The organism is Streptomyces sp. C36 (genome assembly GCF_040932295.1).
Classification (GTDB): Bacteria; Actinomycetota; Actinomycetes; order Streptomycetales; family Streptomycetaceae; genus Streptomyces; species Streptomyces triculaminicus.
This window is the reverse complement of the sequence record NZ_JBFQGI010000002.1, coordinates 351,133-365,325: the sequence shown is the minus strand read 5'-3', so window position 1 is coordinate 365,325 and position 14,193 is coordinate 351,133. Positions and strand designations below refer to the sequence as shown.

Below are 14,193 nucleotides of genomic sequence, written 5' to 3'. Positions count from 1 at the left end.
GGGATTCCTCCCGGCCCGGGCCGGGAACGTACGCGAAATGGCAGTGGTCACACCTCTCGCGCGCCCGTTGCTGGCGTCGGCCTTCGTCACCAGCGGCGTCCAGACGATCCAGCACCCGGAGATGCTGGCCGACATGGCCGCCCCGGTGGCCCTGGCCATCGCCGAACGCGTCCCGGGCCTGCCCCGTGACGCGGCGGCCCTGGTCCGGCTGAACGGCGCCGTCCATGTGGCGGCGGGCGCCCTGCTGGCCGTCGGCCGGCTGCCCCGCCTCTCCGCCCTCACCCTGGCCGCCAGCCTCGTCCCGACGACGCTGGCGGCTCACGCGTACTGGAAGGAGAGCGACCCGGGCAAGCGCGCCCAGTCGCGCATCGGCTTCTTCAAGAACATGTCGATGCTGGGCGGCCTCCTGCTCGCGGCCGCGGAACGTCCGCGGCCGCGTGACCGGGTCGCACGGGCCGGTGACCGGCTCTGCCGGAAGACGATCCGGAAGACGGCCTAGAAGACGACCACCGACCGCAGCACATCACCCGTGTGCATGCGCTCGAACGCCTTCTCGACGTCGTCGAGCCCGATCGTCTCGGTGACGAACGCGCCCAGGTCCAGGCGGCCCTGCTGGTGGAGGTCGATCAGCATGGGGAAGTCCCGCGAGGGCAGGCAGTCGCCGTACCAGGAGGACTTCAGGGCGCCGCCCCGGCCGAAGACGTCCAGCAGCGGGAGCTCGAGCTTCATCTCCGGCGTCGGCACGCCGACCAGGACCACGGTGCCGGCCAGGTCACGGGCGTAGAAGGCCTGCTCGTACGTCTCGGGGCGGCCGACCGCCTCGATGACGACGTCCGCGCCGAAGCCGCCGGTCAGCTCGCGGATCGCCTCGACGGGGTCGGTCGTCCGCGAGTTGACGGTGTGGGTGGCGCCCATGCCGCGTGCCATCTCGAGCTTGCGGTCGTCGACGTCGACCGCGATGATACGGGCCGCGCCCGCCAGGCGGGAGCCGGCGATCGCCGCGTCGCCCACGCCGCCGCAGCCGATGACGGCGACGGAGTCGCCGCGCCCCACCCCACCGGTGTTGATCGCGGCGCCGATGCCCGCCATGACGCCGCAGCCGAGGAGGCCGGCGACGGCCGGGGAGACGGTGGGGTCGACCTTGGTGCACTGGCCGGCGGCCACGAGCGTCTTCTCGGCGAAGGCGCCGATGCCCAGGGCGGGCGAGAGCTCCGTGCCGTCGGTGAGCGTCATCTTCTGCTTCGCGTTGTGGGTGGCGAAGCAGTACTGCGGGCGGCCCCGCAGACACGCGCGGCACTGGCCGCAGACGGCCCGCCAGTTGAGGATGACGAAGTCGCCGGGGGCGACCTCGGAGACTCCCTCGCCGACGGCCTCGACGACACCCGCCGCCTCGTGGCCGAGGAGGAAGGGGAAGTCGTCGTTGATGCCGCCCTGCTTGTAGTGCAGGTCGGTGTGGCACACGCCGCACGCCTGGATCTTCACCACGGCCTCGCCGGGGCCCGGGTCCGGTACGACGATCGTCTCCACCCGGACCGGCTCGTTCTTGCCCGGTGCGATGACTCCGCGAACTTCCTGCGCCATGGTCAGCGCCCCACCCTTCTCGTCGCTGTCTGTCCGACAAGGTCACGGTACGCCCAAGGATCTGTCTCCGCGCGTAGAGGGCCCTTGACCGGCACAGGTCAAGAGCCCTAGCTTCGCGCTGCACCGTTCTTGTTACCCAGGAGTCACTAAAGTGTCGCTCTCCCTCAAGTCCACCCGCGTGCGCATCGCCGCGGCCACCGCCGCGCTGGCCGTCGGCGCCGGTCTCTACACCGCCGGCGCGGCCTCGGCCGAGCACTCGGTGCCCCGTACGGACAAGGAGATCCCGAACCTCACCCAGGTCCAGGACAAGATCAAGGCCTTCTACGGCGACACGGTCGACGCCTCCGGCCAGCACTACGCCTCGGCGGACAGCAACTACGCCAAGCAGGTCGCCGACATCGAGAAGAAGGCCAAGGGCCAGCTCGAGAAGGTCGTCAAGAACAACGCCCACGCCAAGAAGGGCGCGAAGAAGCCCGCCATCGTCCTCGACCTGGACGACACCACGCTGCTGACCTACAACTACGAGCTGCAGGTGGGCTTCCACTTCACGCCCGAGTCGCAGGACGCGTACCTGAAGTCCACCGACATGGCTGCCGTCTTCGGCATGCCGAAGCTCGTCAACTGGGCCAAGTCCCAGGGCATCGAGGTCTTCTACGTCACCGGCCGCGGCGAGCACCAGCGCGAGTGGAGCGCCCGCAACCTCAAGAACGTCGGCTACAAGCCCGTCGCCGACACCAACCACTTCTTCCTGAAGAACAAGCAGACCCCGCCCGCCTACCTCCCGTGCGGCGCGAAGTGCACCACTGTCGAGTACAAGGCGGGCACCCGCAAGTACATCGAGTCCAAGGGCTTCGACATCGTCGCCAACTTCGGCGACCAGTACAGCGACCTCAAGGGCGGCTACGCCGACCGCACGTACAAGATGCCCAACCCCATGTACTACCTGCCGTAAGGCCTCCGGCCCCGCGCACGGCCCGGACCTCAGGTGTGGGTCCGGGCCTCAGGTGTGGGTCCGGGCCTTGCGCAGCCGCTGGCAGCCCCGCAGCTCCCCGCCGTGGGAGTCGCAGACCTCGAACCACACGTTCTTCAGGCCGTGCCGGACGCCGTTCCGGCCGACGTCCTGCTCGCCGTCGGGGTTGTCGACCAGGACGGTGGTGTGACTGCCGCGCCCGTCCTCGTAGTGCATGATCAGCCGGCCGCCCCAGCCGTCGTCGTAGGCCTCGCGGTCGTCCCGGGACAGCGGCATCACGTACTCGATGCCGTACCACCCGTCCTTGGTGTCCCAGTACCGGTATCCCACGCTCGCGATCGTCGCGCCCTTGGTGCTCCGCGCCTCGAACAGGCTGAACGGGCCCGCGGGACCCCGCACCTTCTCGGCCGCGGGAGTCCTGGCGGGCGGCCGCTCGTCGCCGCCGGAACGGGGCAGCACCACGCCGAACAGCCCGTATCCGAGGGCCAGTACGGCCGCCACCACGGGCAGCCACGTCGCCCGGGGCCGCGCCCTCGCCACCAGAGCGCCGAACCGTCTCCGTTCCGCCGCCGGGGCGGTGGTCACGGGTGCTTCGGCGTCAGGGTCGTCGCTGTCGGGGTCGTCGCTGTCGGGGACGCCCCGCTCCCGTCCGGCGATCCGCTCCCTGGCCTCCAGCCACGCCCCCAGCCGCGGTTCGTCGCCGCATGCCACCACGAACGCCTCCAGGACCTCGGCGCGCGGCACCGCGCCCCGGGCGAGCGCGTCGGAGATGGTGCTGCGCGGCAGCACCCTGCCGTGGTCGGCCGCCCGCTGCTGGAGCCGCCGGTAGGTGAGCCCCGAACAATGGCGCAGCTCCCGCATCAGTCCCACCAGATCGGCCGCGTCCCGTGCCCGGGCCGGATCCGGTCCCCCCTGCTCGGTCATGGTGCACATGGTGGCAGCCACGCGCGGAGCCGCAACCCCGCACGACCCGCGGGGGGCGGTCGGGGACCGTTCAGCGCCGCTTCGGCACCGGTACGCGCATCAGGTCGCGGGCGACGGTCAGCTCGCCGTCGAAGCCCGCCGCCCGGGCCTGGCTCTCGAAGAGCGAGGGGTCGTCGTAGCGCTGCGAGAAGTGGGTGAGCACCAGGTGGCGTACGCCCGCCTCGGCCGCGACCCTGCCTGCCTGACCAGCCGTCAGGTGGCCGTGCTCGGTGGCCAGGGCCTCGTCCTCGTCGGTGAAGGTCGACTCGATGACGAGCATGTCGCAGCCCTCGGCCAGTTCCCGGACGCCGACGCACAGGCGGGTGTCCATCACGAACGCGAAGCGCTGCCCGCGCCGTACCTCGCTCACCTCGTCCAGTGTGACCCCGCCGACCTCGCCCTCGCGCTGCAGCCGGCCGACGTCCGGCCCGCTGATGCCGCGCTCGGCCAGCAGTTCCGGCAGTATCCGGCGCCCGTCGGGCTCGACGAGGCGGTAGCCGTAGGACTCCACGGGGTGGGAGAGCCGGCGCGCCTCGAGGCGGTACGACGGCGTGTCGACGAGCACCGCCCCGGTGCCCGCCACCGGCTCCGGGACCAGCTTCACCGTCTCGCGGTAGGCCGTGGCGTACCGCAGCCGCTTGAAGAAGCGCTCGCCGCTGGCGGGGTAGTGCGCGGTGACCGGGTGCGGCACCCGGTCGAGGTTGACGCGCTGGATCACCCCGGCGAGGCCGAGCGAGTGGTCGCCGTGGAAGTGCGTGATGAGGATCCGGTTGAGGTCGTGGGCGGCCACCCCGGCGCGCAGCATCTGCCGCTGGGTTCCCTCACCGGGGTCGAACATCAGGCCTTCGCCGTCCCACAGCAGGACGTAGCCGTTGTGGTTGCGGTGCCGGGTGGGCACCTGGCTGGCGGTGCCGAGGATGACGAGTTCGCGGACGGACAAGGGTTTATCCCGGGGGCCAGTTGAAGCCACGGCCGCCGAGGACGTGGGCGTGCGCGTGGAAGACGGTCTGCCCGGCGCCGGCGCCGGTGTTGAAGACGATGCGGAAGCCCTTGTCGCCGTTCTCCTGCAGCGCGACCTCTCCGGCCTCGCGCAGTATGTCGGCGGCGATCTGCGGCTCGGCGGCGGCGAGGGACGCGGCGTCGGGGTAGTGCACCTTGGGGATCACCAGGCAGTGCACGGGCGCCTGGGGATTGATGTCGCGGAACGCGAGGGTCGTCTCGGTCTCCTTGACGACCGTCGCGGGTACGTCACCCGAGACGATCTTGCAGAACAGGCAGTCGGCCTGCGGTTCTCCCGCCACCGGTGGGCTCCTCCCGGGTCATCGGCTCGTACGGTCGGGATGTTACCGGTCCGTCCGTACGAGCGCGGTGACCCGCCCCGTCATTTGCCCTGCACCGGCGCCTTGTCGGTGCAGCTCGCCGAGGGTCCGGGGGCCGGGCCGTGCGGGGGCTTCGGACCGTCAGGGGGCTTGGGGCCGTCCGGCGGCTTCGGGCCGTCAGGAGGCTTGCCCCCGCCCGTGTGGCCGCAGTCGCCGAGCACGCTCACCGAGAACACCGTGCGTCCGTCGACCTTGGCGGTGAGCAGACCGCGCAGGCAGGACTGGCCGGTGATGCCGGTGACCCTGCCGAAGACGATGATCTTCTTGCCGGTGTCCGTCCGGCCCTCGCAGTCGACGCCGACGACGGTCACGGGCTGAGTAGCGCCGCCGCTGTCCGGGCCGCCGTTCTCGGCCTTGCCGTGGCAGTTCAGCCAGGCCGTCTTCACGCCCTCGTGGTCGAGCGCGCCGGAGGCGAGCTTCTGTGTGGTGATGGCGACGGTCACCGCGTCGAGCCCGCCGACGGGCTCGCAGCCCGTGACGGCCATGACGGCGGCGCCGGTGAGCACGGCGGCGCTCGCCGCGTACCGCGCCCGGGACAGACGTTTGCGCATCGACGCGCCCATGGCGGGAGTCTCCCACCGGCCCGATCCGTGGGGAAGAACGCCTCCGGGCCATACCCGGGGGGCGGCATGCGGCGCGCAAAGGTTCGGGAGACCGGGGCGACTTCATGCCATCGGTACAACTTCGTGTGGACACAGGGCTGGACCCGGACAGGAATGGTCGCGCCTGCGGCTGAGGCGGTACCGGACGAGACGTAGGGTTCCGCCCGTGAGCACTTCGAAACCCCGTGCGATGGCGGCGTCCCGTTCGTGGTCGCCGCCGACCCGGATAGAGCGAGACCTCCACGACGCGGCGAAGGCCGGCGACCGTGGACGCTACCTGCGCGTCCTCGCCAAAGCGGACCTGTTCCTGTACGTCCCCAAGGACCACAAGGACGCGTCGGGCGGAAAACCGCCGTGGATTCCCTACGCGGACGGCCGGGGCAACTGGTGCGTCGTGGTCCGCACAGCGGGCGAACGGTTGCCGCGCCGGGCCCAGTTCACCGTCGTCCGCACGTCGCTCAACGAGCTCGCCCACGACTGGCCCGGCCGCCGCTTCTCCCTGCACGTCAACCCCGGCACACCCGCGGCCATGCTCCTGACCTCGGGCCCCTGGGACGTCCGCCGCTGGAAGCGCACGGCGAAGCGGCACCTGCTGGGCGACCGCCCCGTCTCCCTCCTCACCAAGGACACCGGCCACCGCACCGGCCCCCTCGCCCACGCGCTCGCCTGCGGAGCCCACCTGTCCGTACGCAACGGCGTGCTGTGGAACGACCTCGGCGACGCCTACGACGACTACGAACGCGACGCCGAGATCCTCCGCGACGGATGGGCCACCACGACCGCGCATGCCTGGCAGGAGCAGATGGACGCCCTGCTGGAGGGCCGCAACAGCCCGGCGGAACCCGAATTCGCCCTCAGCGTCCGCCGCGAGCTCTCCCGCGCCACGGACACCCCCCTCGACGCCGACACCTGGCGCCGCGCCTGCTCCCAGGTCCTCGACGACCTGGACGAACGGGCCATCGACGAGGCGGTCATCCAGCCCCTCATAGGCCGCATCCTCCGCTACGAGGCCCGCTTCCGGGCCGACGGCCTCCTCGAACCGGACGGCTACGTGCGCAGCGCGCTCGCCTACGACTACGGCCGCGCCGTCAGCTTCGCCCGCTGGGGCCTCGGCGCCCGGCTCTGCTCCGCGGCCACGGCAGAGGAGGCGATCCACCGCGCGGGCGCCCTCGCCCGCGAACACCACACCTCCTGGGCCGACTTCTCCGCCGGCTACGCGCTCGGGCGCGTCATGCGCTTCGACACCGAGGAATTCGGCTCGTGGTACACGAGCGTCCTCGAACCGCACCGTCTGCTGATGTCCGAGGAGGACAGCCCCTGGCTCACGCTGCCGTGGCGGCAGTGAAGTAGACCTGACGGGCGCGGCGGGCCGCCGCGGCGGCCCAGGACGCCACGTTCCGGGCCGCCGAACGGTCCGCCGCGCGACGGGCGGCGGGGCTCGGCGTGATCACCGAGGGCAGGCCGGGCGGGCGCAGCGACCCGTAGTCGGTGAACCGCTGGGTTCCGCCCTGGGTTCCGTAGCGCGCGGGGGTCATCACCACGCACCGTCCGCGTCCACGTCCGCGGGTACGCGGTGGACGTCGCGTACGTGCCGCCGCACGGCATCGGTCGCGTCCACGGCCCGCCGCCGGCCCCCCTCGTCCACGGCCCGCCGCTGCGCGGCCCCCAGCACGGCACACTCCCGGCACGCGGGCTTGCCCACCGGGCACATCAACTCGAACCAGAGGGACTTGCCCTCGCGGTGGCACGTGGAATTCCCCCACTCGTCGGCACACTCCCGCACGAGCCACAACCCACGCCCGTCCTCACGCTCCGGCCCACCGCGCCTCTCGGTGGGCAGCACCGGACTCGTGTCCCACACGGTGACCCGGACCCGCTCGCCCTGTCGGCCACGCAGGCGGAGTGAGCAGGGGCCCTTGGTGTGCACGTAGGCGTTGGTGACGAGTTCGGAGGCCAACAGAGTGGCGGTTTCGGCGATTTCGCCCATGCCGTGGCTGTCCAGTACGGCTCGGAGGGCGAGCCGTGCCACGCCGGGTGAGCGGGGATCGTGCGGGAGTTCGAGGGTGTACGTCCAAGGCTGTGACGGCGATACGGTGGCCATGGAAGTCTCCTGGCGGGAGGTGGAGTTGGCGTGAAGCGGTTGGCTGAGACCGTAGCGTCAGCGATGAAAGTTATTTAGCCGAAGCGGGGAAATGGCTTTAACTGCCACCCCCACCGGTGACACCTGCGCCGCATGTACGAACAGAGAGCCGTCATATGCCTGTGAGAAGCAGCGCCACCGCACGCCAACTCCGCCTGGGCGCCGAGCTACGAAAGCTGCGCGAACGCGCGGGAGTGTCCTCAACGGAGGCAGGTCGGCTGCTGGGCACCAACCAGGCTCAGATCAGCAACCTCGAGGCCGCCCGCATCGGCGTGAGCGCCGACAGGGTGCGCGCCCTGGCCCGCAACTACGACTGCTCGGACCAGGCGCTGATCGACGCGCTCGTCGCGATGACGGGGGAACGCAAGCGCGGCTGGTGGGAGGAGTATCGGGAGTCGCTGCCGGTCGGGCTTACCGACCTCGCCGAGCTGGAACACCACGCGACGGCGCTGCGCGTGGCACAGGTGATCAACATCCCCGGCCTGCTCCAGACCGTCGACTATGCCCGGGAGATCTTTCGAGAGGCTGTGCCGCCGCTTCTACCGCACGACATCGAATTCAGGGTCTCGCACCGCATCAAACGGCAAGCGATCCTCTACCGCGAAGCGCCTCCGCCCTACACGGCCGTCATCCACGAGGCCGCTCTGCGCATGCAGTTCGGCGGCCGCTCGGTGGCGAAGAGCCAGCTCGACCACATCGTCACCATGAGCGAACGGGACAACGTCACCATTGTCGTCATCCCCTTTGAAGGCAAAGCCTTCCCCAGCGCCGGCCACGGCATCGACTATTTCCAGGGCCCGGTCCGGCAACTCGACACTGCGCTGATCGACACCGCAGACAACGGCTCACTCATCGATGCCGCAGCCCAGTTGGACAGGTGCCGCCTCGTTCTCGACCGCATGGAACACGTCGCGCTCAGGCCGGACCCATCACGGGACCTCATCCACAACATCGCCAAAGCACTCTGACCGGGAGGAACACCGTGAGCCCCCTCAACTGGCAGAAGTCTTCGTACAGCGAATACGGCTCATCCTGCATCTATCTGGCGGCAAACCCGACGTGGCAGAAGTCCTCATACAGCGACGCTGCCGCCTCCTGCGTCTACGTGAGTGAGGCTCCCGCCGGAACCATCCACCTCCGCGAGAGCGACGCCCCCGACGTGATCGTCACGACCACCCCGGCCAGACTCCGCCCCCTCATATCCGCCATAAAGGCCGGCACTCTGGCCCGGGCGGCGGCCCAAACGATGGCCACCGCCCCCTAACCAGCCGACCGGCCTACCGGCAAAACGCATCCGCGCTGCCCAGGATCTGGGCCGTCTGCGTCGGCGTGGTGCCAAGCTCCCGCATGGTCTTCTTGGCCTGCTCCCCGAACGCCTTCGGGGACGTACTGCGGGCGACACAAATGGCGTTGCCGTACGTGATGAGCGAATCGTCGCTGATGTGGTCGAGATCCGGGTAGTTCTTCCGGACGGACCGGACGTACAACTTCGCCATGCCCCCGTCCAGCGTGCGCACCTTCGCGGGGCTGGAAGACGGGCTCGCAGGAGCCGCAGGACTCGCGGAAGACGCGGCAGCGGAAGGGCTGTCGTCGGACGAGTCGCACGCCGAAGTACCCAGAACGGCGGCAGCCGCAACGCAGAGGGCGAACCGGGAAGAGCGCTTGTACATAAAACTCCTGGTAGATGAACGTCGGGGAACATTCTCACCTATGCCCGCTACGCCCCGTGACGCGGGGCCAAGGCGGGCCAGCGCGGGGCGCATAGGGCGAGGCACACGCCCCCGGGTCACTGCAAGCTCTGGCCTTCACGTCACACCGGGAGGGGAGACGGCGGCCGGAATTCGAAGGGGTTCGGGATAATGAGTGCCGCCTGCGGCGTCAATCCCTATCAGAGGTAATCGAAAACCCCCGAAGAAGGTGCAATGCCCGACCTCAAGAGCGGCTCAAAAAAGCAGGACGCGCTTATCCTCGCGTTCACCGTCCTGCCCGCCGGCGCGGTGCCGGTCATCACCTGGATAGCCAAGGACGCCCAGGGCGCGACACAGATCGCCCTGATCACCCTTATCGCCATTCTCGCGACGGCACCCCCGCTCTGGGCGTTCTGGCAGCACAAGAAGTCGCGCCTCGAGGAACGAACTCGCCGAGAGGCGCTCCTCGCACCGATCATCGATTACATCGGCGAAAGCATCACGAAACCGTCCGAAGCCCCGGCCAAGGCGGCGCAAATTCATGAACGCCTGGCCCCACTCCTGGCGGAGAGCCTGGGCGGCGGGGCGCGGTGCGCGTTCTACTCGTACGACTCGAAGAACGAACGCTTCGTGAAGGAAGTGGCCTCCGGCGGGCCGAACGGCACACCTGACGAGATCGGAAACCGTTCGGAGAAATTCTCTCGCCTGAGGCATGTAATGGAACAGAAAGTCCCGGTGTACACGAAGGACATCCTGGACCCCGATGCGCAGCTGAACTTCACCCTGGGTGGAGGTTATCGATCAATTCTTGCGCATGGGGCCTGGGCCGGGGATGAAGTCCAGGGCGTACTGATTGTCGATGCTCCGAATCCGGGCGATCTCACGAGGGCCAAAGTGCCGGAAACATACGTATGGGTTTTCGCATCTTTGTTCGGTGCCTCAAACGCCCTCGGAATTGCCCCAACCGAGTGACGGGGCCTCGAGCAGAGGGTAAAACAGTAAAGATGCTCGGAACCGAGCGGGAACCCGCTCGCGGCTCACAAGAGCCGATGCGCATCTAGAGACAGTTGGGGGAACCGTCATGCCTGAGCGTGAATCGGCGATCATTACATCAGGACATCGCTGGATGGCCGGCCAGGAATCCACCGATGCCTACATCACCAAGGTGCTCAAGTTGGCCGCCACGACTCCCGGCCAGGAGCTGTTCCGCTGGATAAGGTCCAGGATCGCCCTGGTGCTACAGGCTCACCACAGGGGGTCGTGAGCCGAGGCGCGGCAAGCCGTGCCGGGTACCGGGGAGCGTGGTGTCACGCGCCCCGGTCACCGTCATGCCCACCGGCCCGTCGACCCGTCACAGCACCTTGAACAGGTAGACGTCGGCATGCCCACCGGGGATACCCGGAACGCGGCCGACTTCCGCGTAGCCGTGGCGCTGGTAGAAGCCCGGCGCCTGGAAGGTGAAGGAGGAGACCATGGCGCGGTCGCAGCCGCGTCGTACGGCCTCGGCCTCACCCTCCCGCAGCAGCTTCGAACCCCAGCCGTCCGCGCGGGACTCCTCCCGCACCCACAGCAGTTCGATCCCGCACAGTCCGCCCCAGGTCCAGGCGGTGAGACCGCCGATCAGCTCGCCGTCCTCGTCCATGGCCCTCACCGAGAACTCTCCGCGGGGGGCGGCGCCGGTGGCGACGTCGTTGAAGGCGACGAGTTCGCTCTCGAGCCGCTTGGTGAACTCGGCGTCGTTTTCGCTGACGGTCAGCAGGTGCTTTTCCACAGCAGTCATGAACCGCAGTATGCGCAGCACGCATGGCGCGCGCCACGGAAATATGCGTTGATCGCGGCGACATAAGACGGCAAGATCGCTTACGGCCTGGTACGGACCAGTGTGCCGCCGTCCCGCGATCGAGGTGCCCGTGATCCAGTACGTCCTCCCGGCGATACCCGGGCTCATGACGGTCGGGGCGCTCGCCGCCGCGGCCCGCGTGATCGTACGGCGACGGCGCCTGAACGAGGCGTGGTACCGGGGCGTGACCGTCGAAGGGCGCTGCCTGCGGACGTTCGTGACCACGGCGACGTGGCGCCGCGGCATGCACGAGAGCACGAACAGCACGATCAGCCACGCGTACGAGTTCACGACGCCGGACGGCCGGACGCTGCGCTTCGAGGAGGACGGGCCGTCGACGGTCTTCGAGGGCGACATCGTCCTCGTGCGCTACCCGCAGGGCCGGCCGGACCTGGCGACGGCCCTGCCGCCGGGCGACCGCGCGACCAAGGCCAAGTTCCGCGTGACGCTGGGCTTTCTGACCTTCGGCACACTGCTGTGCGTGGCGGTGACGTGCGTATTCGCCTTCACCGCGAACCTCATGACGGACATGTTCGAGAAGACCCGGGACATGAAGCCGCCGGCGTCCCCCACGTCTCCCGCGTCCCCCGAGTCGCCGGCGGCGCACCCGGAACCCCCCGCGCCGCCCTCGCTCCCCCCGCTCCCCACCGGCCCGCCCGACGGCTTCCCGAGCGACTTCCCCACCGGCTTCCCCAAGCCGCCGGGGGAACCGACCCGCTAGCGTCCCTCCTCCCGCACTTCCACGATCACCAGCGTGCCCTGACTGCCGGCGCGGACGGCATGCCGGGCGCCGGCCGTCACCACGTACATCTCACCCGGCCCCACCGTCGTATCGACGCCGTCCACCGTCAGCTCCAGCCTGCCGTCGAGCACCAGCAGCACCTCTGCTGCGCCGTGGACCTCCTCCTCGAGCGGCAGTGCGTCCATGCGCAGCACCTTCACGCAGGCCGTGCCCACCTCACCCAGCACACGGGATCTCCACGCCTCCGGCAGCTCGGCCGCGGTCCCGAACAGGCTGACCACACCCACGAGATGACTCCCCTCCACATCGCGATCAATTGATGTCAGGAAGCTATCCGGCCTGGGACAACAGGTGGTCGACCGTTAAGCAAAACCTCTCGTCACGCGCCCCGTTCCATTCGACTTCTGTCCGGCGGGTCCGGATACGCACCGTGGCGCTCTCGCCGAAGTCCTGGGAGGGTTGCCGCCATGACGACGAAGCTGTACGTGGGCAACTTGGGCTGGAACACGACGGACGACGCGCTTCGGCAGGCTTTCGCGGCGTACGGCCAGGTCGTCGACACCATCGTCATGCGCGACCGCGACACGGGCCGCTCCAGGGGATTCGGCTTCGTCACGATGGGCTCCGCCGGCGAGGCCGACGCGGCGATCAACGGACTCCACGAGCAGGAACTCGAGGGACGCCGCATCAAGGTCAACGTGGCCAACGCCAAGCCCCGCGGCGGAGGCCGCGGCTACTAGCCAGGCGGCCAACGCCTCCGGCCACCTCCGGTCGCCGCGCCGGCGCCGGCGCGGCCGCCGGCTCACGGACGGACGAGAGCCTGCTCCAGCAGGCCGTGAAGGACGCGCTGCTCCTGCGGGCTGAGGCCGGACAGCGGGGATTCCACGGCGAGGAGCTCGAGGAGGCGCGCGCGCAGAGCGGTGCCCTCGGCGGTGAGGACGAGGTGCTTGGCGCGGCGGTCGGTGGGGTGCGGGTGTCGCTCGACCAGGCTCTGCTTCTCCAGCTTGTCGACGACGAAGGTGGTGTTGGAGGGCTCGCAGCTCATGCGCTCGGCGAGCTCCCGCATGGTCATCGGCCCGCTCATCTCCCGCAGCGCGGTCGCCTGGGACGCGGTGAGGCCGAGGGTGGCGGCGCGCTCCCGCACGTGCTCGGCGATCCGCTGGGCCAGTCCGTTCACCAGACCGCACAGCTGCCGCTCGGCGATGGCCTGCGTCTCCGGGGACGTCGTCATACCACCACCCTACCAAGTCCATCAAACCTAGATATTTACAACTTGAATGATTCGAACTTGATGCTTATGGTGGGCGTCGCCGCCACGGGGAGAGCCCCGCGGCGGCCTGATGACGCACGCATAGGGGAGAACCATGGCTGACGTGACGGCACCTCAGGACGGACGACTGCGCCGCCCGGCGGGAATCCGCTCGATCCAGCTGGGCGACACGAAGGTGTCGTACGTACCGGACGGCGACGTGCGGCTCCGGCCGCTGCAGTTGCTCCAGGACTCCACCGACGAGGTATGGGCCGCGCACCCGGAGTACCTGGACGCCGAGGGCCACCTCGTGGGAAGCGTCGGCGCGCTGCTGGTGGAGCACGGCGACCGCGCACTGCTGATCGACGCGGGCTTCGGCCCGCAGAGGCTCGAGGCCCCGGACGGCCCGCTCGGCGCGATCCACGGAGGTGCGCTCCCGCACAGCCTGGCCGAGCTCGGTCGCCGCCCCGAGGACATCGAAGCCGTGGCCTTCACCCACCTCCACGCCGACCACCTCGGCTGGGCCTGCCACCCCGCCCCCGGCGGTGACCGGCCCCTGCTCGCCCACTCCGACTACCTGATCTCCGAGCAGGAGTGGGACCGGCGCGACCTCCTGGAGGCCCAGGGCATGACCGAGCAGGTCGCCACCCTCGCACCGCGCGTACGCACGGTCACGGACGGGCAGGAGATCTTCCCCGGCGTACACGTGCGGATCACCCCCGGCCACACCGTCGGGCACGCCGAGTACGTCATCACCGGGGGCGGACGCCGTCTGATCGCCTTCGGCGACGCCATGCACTCGCCGATCCAGGCCGACCACCCCGACTGGTCCTCGGGCTTCGACCACGACCAGGCCCGGACCGCCGACCACCGCCACCGCCTCGTCGCCGAGCTGGCCGAGCCCGGCACGATCGGCTTCGGCGTCCACTTCGCCGACGTGGTCTTCGGACACGTCCAGCGGGACGGCGACGGCCCGGCCTGGCGCCCCCTGGACGCCTGACCGGCCGGGGAGGCCGGAGCCGGCCCCGACGATCAAGGC

21 protein-coding genes are annotated in these 14,193 nt (G+C 69.8%); 10 read left to right on the top strand and 11 right to left on the bottom strand.

What is annotated here, in order from left to right; translation table 11 throughout:
- Nucleotides 1–37 precede the first annotated feature (37 nt).
- Nucleotides 38–499, top strand: a complete 462-nt coding sequence (locus AB4K12_RS07175; RefSeq protein WP_368433407.1) for a DoxX family protein — start codon at nt 38–40, stop codon at nt 497–499.
- Here the strand turns inward: AB4K12_RS07175 and AB4K12_RS07170 are convergent.
- Nucleotides 496–1,581: an S-(hydroxymethyl)mycothiol dehydrogenase gene (locus AB4K12_RS07170; protein WP_368433406.1), complete on the bottom strand. Its 1,086-nt coding sequence runs from the start codon at nt 1,579–1,581 to the stop codon at nt 496–498. The genes AB4K12_RS07175 and AB4K12_RS07170 overlap by 4 nt on opposite strands.
- A 151-nt stretch (nt 1,582–1,732) precedes the next feature.
- Here AB4K12_RS07170 and AB4K12_RS07165 point away from each other — a divergent pair, with 151 nt between their 5' ends.
- Nucleotides 1,733–2,533: an HAD family acid phosphatase gene (locus AB4K12_RS07165; protein ID WP_368433405.1), complete on the top strand. Its 801-nt coding sequence runs from the start codon at nt 1,733–1,735 to the stop codon at nt 2,531–2,533.
- Nucleotides 2,534–2,581: 48 nt separating this feature from the next.
- On the opposite strand, the gene AB4K12_RS07160 is transcribed toward AB4K12_RS07165, so the two are convergent.
- From AB4K12_RS07160 to AB4K12_RS07145, 4 genes are all read right to left on the bottom strand, one after another.
- Nucleotides 2,582–3,475, bottom strand: coding sequence for a hypothetical protein (locus AB4K12_RS07160; protein WP_368433404.1), 894 nt, complete (start codon nt 3,473–3,475; stop codon nt 2,582–2,584).
- A 70-nt stretch (nt 3,476–3,545) separates the two neighbouring features.
- Nucleotides 3,546–4,454: a ribonuclease Z gene (locus AB4K12_RS07155; RefSeq protein ID WP_368433403.1), complete on the bottom strand. Its 909-nt coding sequence runs from the start codon at nt 4,452–4,454 to the stop codon at nt 3,546–3,548.
- 4 nt (nt 4,455–4,458) lie between these two features.
- Nucleotides 4,459–4,815 carry a histidine triad nucleotide-binding protein gene (locus AB4K12_RS07150; protein ID WP_362251230.1) on the bottom strand — a complete coding sequence of 119 codons (357 nt, stop codon included), beginning with the start codon at nt 4,813–4,815 and terminating at the stop codon, nt 4,459–4,461.
- Nucleotides 4,816–4,895: 80 nt separating this feature from the next.
- Nucleotides 4,896–5,456 carry a hypothetical protein gene (locus AB4K12_RS07145; RefSeq protein ID WP_368433402.1) on the bottom strand — a complete coding sequence of 187 codons (561 nt, stop codon included), beginning with the start codon at nt 5,454–5,456 and terminating at the stop codon, nt 4,896–4,898.
- Between the two features lie 205 nt (nt 5,457–5,661).
- On the opposite strand from AB4K12_RS07145, the gene AB4K12_RS07140 reads away from it, so the two are divergent.
- Nucleotides 5,662–6,840, top strand: coding sequence for a DUF1266 domain-containing protein (locus AB4K12_RS07140; protein ID WP_368433401.1), 1,179 nt, complete (start codon nt 5,662–5,664; stop codon nt 6,838–6,840).
- Here the strand turns inward: AB4K12_RS07140 and AB4K12_RS07135 are convergent.
- Nucleotides 6,818–7,030 (bottom strand): DUF6255 family natural product biosynthesis protein, encoded by a 213-nt coding sequence (locus AB4K12_RS07135; protein WP_368433400.1) that lies wholly within the window; start codon nt 7,028–7,030, stop codon nt 6,818–6,820. The two genes, AB4K12_RS07140 and AB4K12_RS07135, sit on opposite strands and share 23 nt — an antisense overlap.
- On the bottom strand, nt 7,030–7,596 hold the full coding sequence (locus AB4K12_RS07130; protein ID WP_368433399.1) for an ATP-binding protein: 567 nt from the start codon (nt 7,594–7,596) through the stop codon (nt 7,030–7,032). The genes AB4K12_RS07135 and AB4K12_RS07130 overlap by 1 nt, the downstream gene beginning before the upstream one ends.
- Nucleotides 7,597–7,751: 155 nt before the next feature.
- Between AB4K12_RS07130 and AB4K12_RS07125 the strand changes: the two genes are divergently transcribed.
- Complete coding sequence (locus AB4K12_RS07125; protein ID WP_368433398.1) at nt 7,752–8,603, top strand: helix-turn-helix domain-containing protein; 852 nt, start codon at nt 7,752–7,754, stop codon at nt 8,601–8,603.
- Nucleotides 8,604–8,617: 14 nt separating this feature from the next.
- A complete protein-coding gene (locus tag AB4K12_RS07120; protein WP_368433397.1) occupies nt 8,618–8,899 on the top strand; it encodes a DUF397 domain-containing protein in 282 nt (93 codons plus the stop codon).
- 13 nt (nt 8,900–8,912) lie between these two features.
- On the opposite strand, the gene AB4K12_RS07115 is transcribed toward AB4K12_RS07120, so the two are convergent.
- Nucleotides 8,913–9,152, bottom strand: coding sequence for a hypothetical protein (locus AB4K12_RS07115; protein WP_368433396.1), 240 nt, complete (start codon nt 9,150–9,152; stop codon nt 8,913–8,915).
- Between the two features lie 405 nt (nt 9,153–9,557).
- Between AB4K12_RS07115 and AB4K12_RS07110 the strand changes: the two genes are divergently transcribed.
- A complete protein-coding gene (locus AB4K12_RS07110) occupies nt 9,558–10,295 on the top strand; it encodes a hypothetical protein (protein ID WP_368433395.1) in 738 nt (245 codons plus the stop codon).
- A gap of 109 nt (nt 10,296–10,404) precedes the next feature.
- Complete coding sequence (locus tag AB4K12_RS07105) at nt 10,405–10,587, top strand: hypothetical protein (RefSeq protein ID WP_368433394.1); 183 nt, start codon at nt 10,405–10,407, stop codon at nt 10,585–10,587.
- Between the two features lie 87 nt (nt 10,588–10,674).
- Here the strand turns inward: AB4K12_RS07105 and AB4K12_RS07100 are convergent, their stop codons facing one another.
- Nucleotides 10,675–11,103 carry a GNAT family N-acetyltransferase gene (locus AB4K12_RS07100; RefSeq protein ID WP_368433393.1) on the bottom strand — a complete coding sequence of 143 codons (429 nt, stop codon included), beginning with the start codon at nt 11,101–11,103 and terminating at the stop codon, nt 10,675–10,677.
- Nucleotides 11,104–11,233: 130 nt separating this feature from the next.
- Between AB4K12_RS07100 and AB4K12_RS07095 the strand changes: the two genes are divergently transcribed.
- On the top strand, nt 11,234–11,884 hold the full coding sequence (locus AB4K12_RS07095; RefSeq protein ID WP_368433392.1) for a DUF3592 domain-containing protein: 651 nt from the start codon (nt 11,234–11,236) through the stop codon (nt 11,882–11,884).
- Here the strand turns inward: AB4K12_RS07095 and AB4K12_RS07090 are convergent.
- Nucleotides 11,881–12,192: a cupin domain-containing protein gene (locus tag AB4K12_RS07090; RefSeq protein ID WP_368433391.1), complete on the bottom strand. Its 312-nt coding sequence runs from the start codon at nt 12,190–12,192 to the stop codon at nt 11,881–11,883. The genes AB4K12_RS07095 and AB4K12_RS07090 overlap by 4 nt on opposite strands.
- Before the next feature lie 180 nt (nt 12,193–12,372).
- On the opposite strand from AB4K12_RS07090, the gene AB4K12_RS07085 reads away from it, so the two are divergent.
- A complete protein-coding gene (locus AB4K12_RS07085) occupies nt 12,373–12,645 on the top strand; it encodes an RNA-binding protein (RefSeq protein WP_086572914.1) in 273 nt (90 codons plus the stop codon).
- Nucleotides 12,646–12,707: 62 nt separating this feature from the next.
- On the opposite strand, the gene AB4K12_RS07080 is transcribed toward AB4K12_RS07085, so the two are convergent.
- Nucleotides 12,708–13,136, bottom strand: a complete 429-nt coding sequence (locus AB4K12_RS07080) for a MarR family winged helix-turn-helix transcriptional regulator (protein WP_086572916.1) — start codon at nt 13,134–13,136, stop codon at nt 12,708–12,710.
- Nucleotides 13,137–13,269: 133 nt separating this feature from the next.
- Between AB4K12_RS07080 and AB4K12_RS07075 the strand changes: the two genes are divergently transcribed.
- A complete protein-coding gene (locus tag AB4K12_RS07075) occupies nt 13,270–14,154 on the top strand; it encodes an MBL fold metallo-hydrolase (RefSeq protein WP_368433390.1) in 885 nt (294 codons plus the stop codon).
- The last annotated feature ends 39 nt before the right edge of the window (nt 14,155–14,193 follow it).

Bases quoted from the DNA above. Each gene is read 5' to 3' on its own strand.
- AB4K12_RS07175 (WP_368433407.1), top strand. From the start codon at position 38: ATGGCAGTGGTCACACCTCTCGCGCGCCCGTTGCTGGCGTCGGCCTTC.
- AB4K12_RS07160 (WP_368433404.1), bottom strand. From the start codon at position 3,475: ATGACCGAGCAGGGGGGACCGGATCCGGCCCGGGCACGGGACGCGGCC.
- AB4K12_RS07125 (WP_368433398.1), top strand. From the start codon at position 7,752: ATGCCTGTGAGAAGCAGCGCCACCGCACGCCAACTCCGCCTGGGCGCC.
- AB4K12_RS07080 (WP_086572916.1), bottom strand. From the start codon at position 13,136: ATGACGACGTCCCCGGAGACGCAGGCCATCGCCGAGCGGCAGCTGTGC.
- AB4K12_RS07130 (WP_368433399.1), bottom strand. From the start codon at position 7,596: ATGGCCACCGTATCGCCGTCACAGCCTTGGACGTACACCCTCGAACTC.
- AB4K12_RS07085 (WP_086572914.1), top strand. From the start codon at position 12,373: ATGACGACGAAGCTGTACGTGGGCAACTTGGGCTGGAACACGACGGAC.
- AB4K12_RS07075 (WP_368433390.1), top strand. From the start codon at position 13,270: ATGGCTGACGTGACGGCACCTCAGGACGGACGACTGCGCCGCCCGGCG.
- AB4K12_RS07135 (WP_368433400.1), bottom strand. From the start codon at position 7,030: ATGACCCCCGCGCGCTACGGAACCCAGGGCGGAACCCAGCGGTTCACC.
- AB4K12_RS07105 (WP_368433394.1), top strand. From the start codon at position 10,405: ATGCCTGAGCGTGAATCGGCGATCATTACATCAGGACATCGCTGGATG.
- AB4K12_RS07100 (WP_368433393.1), bottom strand. From the start codon at position 11,103: ATGACTGCTGTGGAAAAGCACCTGCTGACCGTCAGCGAAAACGACGCC.
- AB4K12_RS07110 (WP_368433395.1), top strand. From the start codon at position 9,558: ATGCCCGACCTCAAGAGCGGCTCAAAAAAGCAGGACGCGCTTATCCTC.
- AB4K12_RS07170 (WP_368433406.1), bottom strand. From the start codon at position 1,581: ATGGCGCAGGAAGTTCGCGGAGTCATCGCACCGGGCAAGAACGAGCCG.
- AB4K12_RS07145 (WP_368433402.1), bottom strand. From the start codon at position 5,456: ATGGGCGCGTCGATGCGCAAACGTCTGTCCCGGGCGCGGTACGCGGCG.